Genomic DNA, 8,197 nt, shown 5'->3' with positions numbered 1-8,197 from the left:
AAGACGGCTGCGACAGCAACTGTCACCGCCAGCATCGCGAGGGTGGGCTTGTTGACGCTGTCCCACAAGGAGGGTTTCGCGGCGAGCTTGCGCTCGATCGGCGCCTGGGTCTTCTCGAGAGTGGTCATGCCGTGGCTCCCTGTGTTGCTGCCGATGTCCGTTGCGGCACCGGAGTTCGAGTGATGAGTCCGACGAGGGACTCGATGTTGAGGTCGCCGATCGGAACGTCGTCGACACTCTGCCCCTCGTACATGACCGTGATTCGGTCACACACGCGGAACAGGTCCTGCAGGCGGTGTGTCACGAGAATGACGCCCACGCCGGCCGCTGCGACGTCCGTGATCAGCTTGAGCACCGACTCGACCTCGGCGACGGCAAGCGCTGCGGTGGGCTCGTCGAGGATCAGTACGTCTGGGCGGAAGGAGACTGCGCGGGCGATCGCGACGGTTTGCCGCTGTCCGCCGGACAGTTGCCCGATCTCCTGGTAGGTCGACTTCACCTTGACATGCAGGTCGGCGAGAATGTGAGCCGCCTTCTCGTGCATGGCATGCCGGTCGAGGAAGGGGCCTTTTCGCGGTTCTCTGCCGAGGAACAGATTGCTGGCGACGTCCAGCGTGTCGCACAGAGCCAGATCCTGGTAGACGATTCCGATCTTTTTCTGCTGGGCGTCGAGAGGCGCCGAAAAGCGCACTGGTTCACCGTTGACGCGCATTTCGCCGCCGTCGTGCTGAACCGCACCGGCGAGAATCTTCATCAGAGTGGACTTACCGGCGCCGTTGTCGCCGACCACTCCGAGTACTTCACCCTTCGCCAGCCGAAGGTCCACTCCTTGAAGGGACTTCACCGGTCCGTACGACTTGGTGATGCCCGAGAGTTCGATCAGTGGAGGTGCCATGATTACTTCTCCAAGTAGTACATGTAGTCGGCCACGTTCTCCGGGGTCACGATCTGGGTGGGAACCGGGATGTTTGCCGGAGCGCCGCGTCCGCAAGCCAGGTCGATTGCCGAATTCATTGCCTCATGGCCGAATTCGAAGGTGTTCTGCTGGACCACGCCTTTAAGCCAACCGGCTTTGAGTCCGCCTACCGCCTGATCCGAAAGATCCCAACCGACTGCTTCGATGCGATCCTGCGCCTTCTGACTGTTGACCGCCGCGACGAGACCGATCAGTGCCGGCTCACCGGTTGCGTAGATGTACTTCATGTCGCCACCGCCGGTCAGCAGGTTCTCCGCTGCGGTCTGTGCGTTCTCCTGAATGTTACGTCCGTCCACGACGGTGCCGACGGTCATTCCGCGGCCGGTCACGGTCTCCGTGAAGCCCTTCTGCCGCTCCAACTGAACAGTGCTGTTGAGCGCGCCGACGATACCGACCGTTCCGGTGTTGTTCGCGACGTCGGCCAAGGTGTTTCCGATCTTGGCGCCACCCTCGGCGTTGGCCGTACCGACCTGAGTCGACAGTGCCGGATCGTCGATGGTCGCGTCCACCGCGACGACGGGGATGCCCGCGTTCTTGGCCTTGACCACCGACGGCTTGATTCCGTCCGTGTCGATTGCATCGACGATGATCGCGTCAACTCCGGCGGCGATCAGATTGTCGAAGGCGTTGGCCTGCGCGACGGAATCGTCGTTGCCGCTGATGATCTGCAGGTCGACGCCTGCCTTGTCCGCGACGTTCTTCGCGGCATTGTTGATCTGGTTGAAGTACAGCGCCTGGAGGTTGATGGTCACCAGACCGACCTTGAGCTTGCCGTTCGTCCCGTCACAGCTTTCGGCGACCCGGGTCGGCTGCGGGATGGACGAGCCCCCCGATGCGTCCTTCGAGTCACTCGACGAAGCCGAGTCACAAGCGGTGAGCGTGAGCGCGACTGCAGCTCCCAGCGCCAGAGGCAATGCACGTTTCATCATCGAGTCTCCAAAAGGGTGTGAGGGGTCAATGTTGCTGTGAAGCTGTCCAATTCATCTCGGGTGGGGCATCCGCGGGGGCCTGCGGTGGCGCAAGCCAATGCAGCCGATGCCCCGGCGAGTCGTGCGGCGTCCACCGGTGAGCGCCCGGCGTCGACAAAAGCGATGTACGTACCGCCGAAGCAATCACCGGCCCCGACGGCATCGACGACGTCGACCACTACTGCCGGTTCGCTCGTCACCTCGCCGTCCGGTGTGGCCAGTGTCCAACCTCGCGAGCCGTCGGTCACCAGCAGGTGGGTGTGGTGCTCGGCGGCCAGAGTCTGCCACTGGTCGAAACCGATCCCGAACTCGCCTTCCCACAGGGCACGCCCTACGACGACGTGGTCGGCCAGAGCGAACGCGCGCAGTGCCGCGGCTTTGTTTTCACAACCGTCCAGATCGATTACCAGACTTACGCTTCCCGGCAATTCATCCGGGAGGAAGACCGCACGGTATCCGTCGAGGAACAGTCGTCCACCGCCGGCAGCGGCCAATCGGGTGACGACAACTCCGATGCGTTCGGCATCGTTCGGGTCGTCCTGGCTGATGATGGAGCGATCGCCGTCCTGCGCGATGAGAACAACTGCCGTCGACAGGAACGCATCTCGCGGCGACCAACTGGTGTCGACGCCGTCTGCCTCGAGGGATTCGAGAAACTCGGTGGACCGCGCGTCCGGGCCCACGGCACCGGCAAAGATCACTTGCGCGCCCATTCTGGCCGCGGATACCGCAGCATTTGCATTCATTCCACCGTCGATCTGACTGATGGCCGTTGCCTGAACGCGCTCACCGAGTACCGGTACGTGTGGGACATGTACCGTCACATCGTTGTTGGCGTATCCACAAAAGACAATCATGGTTACTTTCCTGCGGCCCGGGACAGTTCGCGGACCTTCTCGCCTGCGACCCGTCCCCACCAGCGTCCATTGTCCTTCACCGAGGATGCAACTATCGCGCCGTCGCATTCCTTCATCAGCGCTGCGACATTGGCAGCCGTGATGCCGGATCCGATGATCACCGGAAGAACGGTGTTGTCTCGGATCACGGAAACCTCGTCGACCGAAGCGGCGTCACCGGTGCGCGAACCCGTCGCGATCAGAACATCTGCGTCGAAGAACTCGGCGTCTTCGGTCTGTTCCGCGACAGTGCGGTCCGCGACAATGGCATGCGCACCGTGTTTGACGTGCACGTCAGCGAAGATCCGGACCGGGTCGGCGCCGATGCGATGGCGGAAGCGCGTCGTCTTGGCGGCCTGGCCCTCGATGAAGCCCTCATTGGCAATGTAGGCATTTGCCCACTGATTGACGCGCACAAAACTCGCGCCTGCCGCCCACGCTGCGGCCACTCCGCACTCGCCGGCGTTGGACAGGATGCTGACGCCGACGGCCTTGCCGAACTCGCCGACCACCGCTGCCGTGATGACTCCCATGCTCGCGGCGGTTTCGTATCCGTGTTCGCCGGGCTTGAGGAACGGTATGTCCCAGTGATTTTCGACGATCACACCGTCGAAACCGTTGTCGACATACGCGTGTGCTTCCTCGACGGCGAAGCGAGCAATTTCCGAAACCGGCTGCCCGGTGTAGTGCGGGCTGCCCGGCAGGGCCGGGAGGTGAATGGCCCCGATGAGAGATGGCGTGCCGGTGAACATCTCTGCCAGCGCCGAGGGCTTGGGCGGAAAGACTCCGAGCGGTGATGCGGTCACTTCAGCTACCCCATTCCATGCGCAAGATTTGCGCTGTATGTCCATGCACAAGATCTGCACACGATGTAATCGATTGCCTTGATGAATTAGCAGGTTATGCGATCAACACCGGGTTGTGTCAAGGATTTCACAATTCGAATTTGTAAACGATTGCCTCAATCGCGTTACATGCGGGACACTGGACCGTGCGGTTCGATAACCTCGGACCCGAATCGAGCAGAAAACGGGGGACGCATGCGCAAGGCGACCATTCGCGATGTCGCGGAACTGGCCGGGGTGTCGACGGCCACCGTGTCGCGGGCACTGTCCGGATCCCGCCCTGTCTCGGACGAGCTTGCAGCGACGATCAAACGAGCCGCGGATTCTCTCGGATACTCGGGAAACATCATCGCCAGCTCGCTGCGTCGTAATCGGACGGACACTGTCGGAATGGTGGTTCCGAGTATCGCGAACCCCTTCTTCACTTCGCTGGTGGTCAACGTCGAACACGTCCTCGCTCGGCGCGGACTACAACTGTTCCTGTGCGATTCTCGTTCCGATCCCGACGTGGAAGCGCAGCGACTCAAGTCGCTCGTCTCCCGGCAAGTGGACGGAATCATCATCAGCCCGTGCCACGGCGAGCTGAGTGCAGAAGCCGTCCGAGCCAGCGCGGCAACGCTTCCGGTCGTTCAACTGGACCGGTTTGCAATGGATACCCAGACGGACTGGGTCGGCGTCGACGACGACGCCGCTCAATCCCTGGTGATGGAGCATCTGTCCGAGCGTGGCGCGCAATCAGCCGCCTTCATCAGTTCCGAGCTGACCAATTCGTCAACAGAACTTCGCCGGGCCGGCTTCTTCCGCCACGCGGATCGAATGGGCATCGAAACTCGTGACGAGTGGACACAACTCGGCGAGTACTCGATCGAGTGGGGGCGCACGGCATCCAACATCATCCTGACCGGCAAAACTCGCCCCGACGCCCTGGTCTGCGCCGACGACTTGATCGCACTCGGTGTGTTGCAGACCTGTCACGCATTGGGCATCGACGTTCCCGGCGACGTTCTGGTCACCGGTTTCGACAACATCCCGTTCTCCGAATTGTGCAACCCGCCGTTGACCACCGTCGGGCAGCCGCAGGAAAGAATCGCGGAAGAAGCTGTGCGACTTCTGGATCAGGCGATGTACAACTCTTCCGAGTCGACAGCCCACATCGCGCTTGCTCCTGAACTGATTGTCCGTCAGTCCACCGTCGGCCAAGCGGCGGCAACCGCACCGTAAGCAGCGATCGCATCGTCCAGTTCGGAGACCTTGACGCTTTCGTTGGCCGCATGCATCAGCGAGGGAGTGCCAGGGCCCCAGATCACGACGGGAGCACCAGGGGCGGCGGCGGCCAGTACCGAAGCGTCGGTGAAGTACGAAACCGGTTCGGTTGCAACAGGGATAGGCAAGGTAGCCAACCACGGATCCGACGCGTCGGTACGCACACCTCCCAGATGAATCGACGTCTCCACCGAGTCGACTTCTGGTTGGGCTCGCCACCACGCGAGCAGGTCGGCGCCGTCTCCCACCGTGCGGTGATCGATCACCGCACGTGCACTGTCCGGCACGATGTTCGGAGCCGAACCCCCGCCGACCAAGCCGAGGTTCCAGGTTTCGGCACCCAGAAACGCGTCGGACGACAGCGGAAGCTCACGCCGGGCTCGGTCGACGACGTCAAGCAGTTTGAGGACGGCGTTAGTTCCTCGCTGCGGTGTACTCCCGTGCGCGGCTTTTCCTTTGACGGACACTTCGAGCCACAGTGCGCCGCGGTGCCCCAGGTTGATGCGATTGCCGGTCGCCTCGGGAACGATGACAGCCCCGACCTCGAGATTCGCCACGGCGTCGGCCGAACGAACAGCCCCGAGCGATCCGATTTCCTCGTCGCTCGTCAGCAGTAGTGCGACCGGGACTCCACGTTCGAAAGCGTCGACAACCGCGGCAGTAGCGGCAACAAGGCCGGCCTTCATATCCGATGTCCCTCTGCCGAGGAACAATTCGCCGTCGACCTGTGCGGCGTACGGGTCGAACTCCCAGTCGGAGACAGTGCCCACTGGCACCGTGTCCACGTGGCAGGCGAACAGTAGTCTGGCTGCCGAGGGTGCAGCTTCGTTGGTGATCAAGGCCCAGGGATGATTGCCGGTCAGGTCTGACTCCACCTTCGCCTGTGGCGCACGTGAGAGAACCAACGAGACAATCGAATCCATCACCCGCCGTTGAGGAGCGGCCTCCCCCGAGACCGTGTCGAGAGCTACCAGTTCCGAGAGAAGTCCGAGGGAATCCATGTCCCTATTCTTACACTGCCACGGATTCAGTGCGCTGCCAGCTGGGCGATGACAACGTAATTGTCGTCGGTCGACTCTCCTTCGACGACATCACAATTGGCGAGGATCAGCCGTCCCGGAACCGATTCGCGCAACTCGTGAGCGCCCAGCAGCGAACCTTTGTGCAGCGGCCCGACTGTTTCGACGTCGTACTCGAGTGTGCCGTTCGGTGTACCCAGGAGAATTCGATCGCCCGGCTCCACTACCCGGAGCGCCCGGAACGGTGCTTCGCGAGTGGTGTAGTTGTGGCCGACCACGACAACTGTTTGTGTGGTCGACGTTCCCGGCATTCCGCTTTCACCCCACCACACCGGCAGTTCGTCGACGGGATTCAGTTGCTGCCCACTCTCGCCGCCGCGCATCAGTTTCTCCGAGTGCAACGGACTGCTCAGGTACGTGACCCCGGACGCAGACCTCAACTCGATCCTCTCGGGTTCTGCCGGATCGACGGTCACCGAAGCCGGTGCAGCCGCGATATGCGACTGCACCGGCGAGCGGTCAGGTAGCGATACCGCGTTCTCGCCCGAACATCCGGATACGAGGAGGGCGAGGATCGCTACCGCCGAGAGACCGAGGCTACGCAGACGTGTTGCCCGGGCCGTCATGACGCTTGCGACGAACAACCACCGTCGTAGCTGCTGCGGCGGCAGCGCCCACGACTCCGACGCCGATCAATACAGCCGGCAGGTTGGAGTTGCTGCTACCGCTGGTGCTGCTGCTTGCGGTGTCACCGAGAGCAAGGTCGACCGGGGGCAGGCTTCCGGCGAGCGCCGGATCGCCGTCGGCATCGGTGACGTAGTAGTCGACGACGTCGAAGGCTCCCTTGTTGTTGTAGTAGCCGACCAGCTTGACGCCGGTCTTGTTCACTACAGCGGTGGTCTCGTCGACCTTCGTGACCCCGGAGCCGTCGTCAGTGTGCTCACCGATGATCACTTCACCGCCGACGCCTGTTCCGTTGTCGATCTCCTTCTCGCCCTTTGCCTTGAGCTCGTCGACGATCTTCTGCGCTGCATCCGCTTCGGCCTTTGCGGCGGCTGCGGCGGCCTGAGCTTCCTTTGCCTTTGTTGCTGCGGCGTCGGCCGCCGCCTTCGCGTCTTCGGCGGCCAGGTAGAGATCCTGCGCCTTCTTACTCGCTGCTTCGGCAGCTTCGGCCTTCTTGGCGGCTTCGGCAGCCTTTTCGTCGGCGATTGCTCGCTTGTCGGTGGCCGCCTCCCCTGCAGCATCGGCCTCGGCCTGCGCCGTCTCCGCGGCCTTCTGCGCAGCGGCAGCGTCCTTCTGTGCGGAAGCTGCGGTAGCTGCCGCTTCATCTGCGGCCTTACGGGCGGCGGTGGCAGCTTCTACCTCGGTGGCGGCTGCGGACTCGGCTGCCTTGGCGGTGGTTTCGGCGGCGGTGGCCACCTTCTGAGTTTCCTTGACGGTGATCGCGAGCTGCTTGGCATTCCAAGCTGCGGCCAACGCCTGAGCCTTTGCGGCGAGTCCCTTCGCGATGTCCCAGTTCTTGAAGGCTTCCTCGGCTTCCTTGTTCTTGTCCGCTACCAGTTTGGCGTTTGCATCCGCGGCAGCCTTCGCCTCATCGGCCTTGGCCTGCAGAGCATTAGCCTCGGCGCGAGCGCGTGCCGCCTCCTCGGTCTTGGTCCCCGAACCGGCGGCCTTCGCTGCTTCCTCGAGTTCCGCAGCCTTGGCTGCAGCCGCATCAGCTTCTGCCTGAGCTGTTTTTGCTACCTCTTTGGCATCGGCCGCCGCGGACTCCGCAACCTTGGCCGCCTCTTCCGCTTCCTTGGCAGACTGTTCCGCTGCCCCGGCCTCCGCCTTGGCCTGCGTCGATTCGACCGCCGCCTTGGTTGCCTCGACGCTCGCCTGGGTCATTGCCTCGGTCGCCTTCACCGAAGTGTCTGTCGCTGCGGACGAGTCGACCCTTGCCGTCGCGGCTGCTTCGGCGGCCTTCGCTGCCGCGTCGGCAGCTGCCTTGGCTTTTGCTTCGGCTTCCGCCAGTGCTGCAGCGTCCGTACCAGCGGTTTCGGCACTGCCCGTGCCCGCGACCCCGGCTTCAACCTTCTCCGGCGTGGTCTCGGTGCTCGTCGCCGCGTCGGCGTCGGTGGTGGCAGCTGCCTCTTCCTCGGCGCAGGTCACCAGCGGATCAGCGCTCGGGGTACACACGGTTTCCGGCTCTGCCGATGCAATTCCCGTGCCGCCCACCGCCAATCCGAGA

At 63.0% G+C, this 8,197-nt stretch carries 8 protein-coding genes; 1 reads left to right on the top strand and 7 read right to left on the bottom strand.

Translation table 11 applies throughout. The features are described 5' to 3' along the window. Positions 1 to 124: 124 nt before the first annotated feature. The 4 genes from A2J01_RS29900 to A2J01_RS29885 are packed head-to-tail and all read right to left on the bottom strand — an operon-like array spanning position 125 to position 3,646. The gene (locus tag A2J01_RS29900) at positions 125 to 895 is read right to left on the bottom strand and encodes an ATP-binding cassette domain-containing protein (protein WP_064114180.1); all 771 of its coding nucleotides are present in this window, start codon (positions 893 to 895) and stop codon (positions 125 to 127) included. A gap of 2 nt (positions 896 to 897) precedes the next feature. Next, positions 898 to 1,905, bottom strand: coding sequence for a substrate-binding domain-containing protein (locus A2J01_RS29895; RefSeq protein WP_064114179.1), 1,008 nt, complete (start codon positions 1,903 to 1,905; stop codon positions 898 to 900). Further along, complete coding sequence (locus A2J01_RS29890) at positions 1,902 to 2,801, bottom strand: PfkB family carbohydrate kinase (protein ID WP_042924967.1); 900 nt, start codon at positions 2,799 to 2,801, stop codon at positions 1,902 to 1,904. Before A2J01_RS29890 ends, A2J01_RS29895 begins: the two co-directional genes overlap by 4 nt. Before the next feature lie 2 nt (positions 2,802 to 2,803). Next, the gene (locus tag A2J01_RS29885) at positions 2,804 to 3,646 is read right to left on the bottom strand and encodes a BtpA/SgcQ family protein (RefSeq protein ID WP_003940276.1); all 843 of its coding nucleotides are present in this window, start codon (positions 3,644 to 3,646) and stop codon (positions 2,804 to 2,806) included. A gap of 234 nt (positions 3,647 to 3,880) precedes the next feature. Between A2J01_RS29885 and A2J01_RS29880 the strand changes: the two genes are divergently transcribed. Next, positions 3,881 to 4,906 carry a LacI family DNA-binding transcriptional regulator gene (locus A2J01_RS29880; protein WP_064114178.1) on the top strand — a complete coding sequence of 342 codons (1,026 nt, stop codon included), beginning with the start codon at positions 3,881 to 3,883 and terminating at the stop codon, positions 4,904 to 4,906. Here the strand turns inward: A2J01_RS29880 and A2J01_RS29875 are convergent. The 3 genes from A2J01_RS29875 to A2J01_RS29865 form a co-directional block, all read right to left on the bottom strand. Next, complete coding sequence (locus tag A2J01_RS29875; protein WP_064114177.1) at positions 4,867 to 5,949, bottom strand: M20/M25/M40 family metallo-hydrolase; 1,083 nt, start codon at positions 5,947 to 5,949, stop codon at positions 4,867 to 4,869. The genes A2J01_RS29880 and A2J01_RS29875 overlap by 40 nt on opposite strands. 26 nt (positions 5,950 to 5,975) lie before the next feature. Continuing rightward, complete coding sequence (locus tag A2J01_RS29870; protein WP_064114176.1) at positions 5,976 to 6,593, bottom strand: sortase domain-containing protein; 618 nt, start codon at positions 6,591 to 6,593, stop codon at positions 5,976 to 5,978. Further along, a partial coding sequence (locus A2J01_RS29865; protein ID WP_064114175.1) for a hypothetical protein occupies positions 6,565 to 8,197 on the bottom strand: 1,633 nt, incomplete at its 5' end. The genes A2J01_RS29870 and A2J01_RS29865, both read right to left, overlap by 29 nt.

This window comes from Rhodococcus sp. EPR-134 (genome assembly GCF_001647205.1).
Taxonomy (GTDB): Bacteria; Actinomycetota; Actinomycetes; order Mycobacteriales; family Mycobacteriaceae; genus Rhodococcus_F; species Rhodococcus_F qingshengii.
The sequence above is the reverse complement of the archived record's forward strand: the minus strand, read 5'-3'. Positions and strand labels throughout refer to the sequence as shown.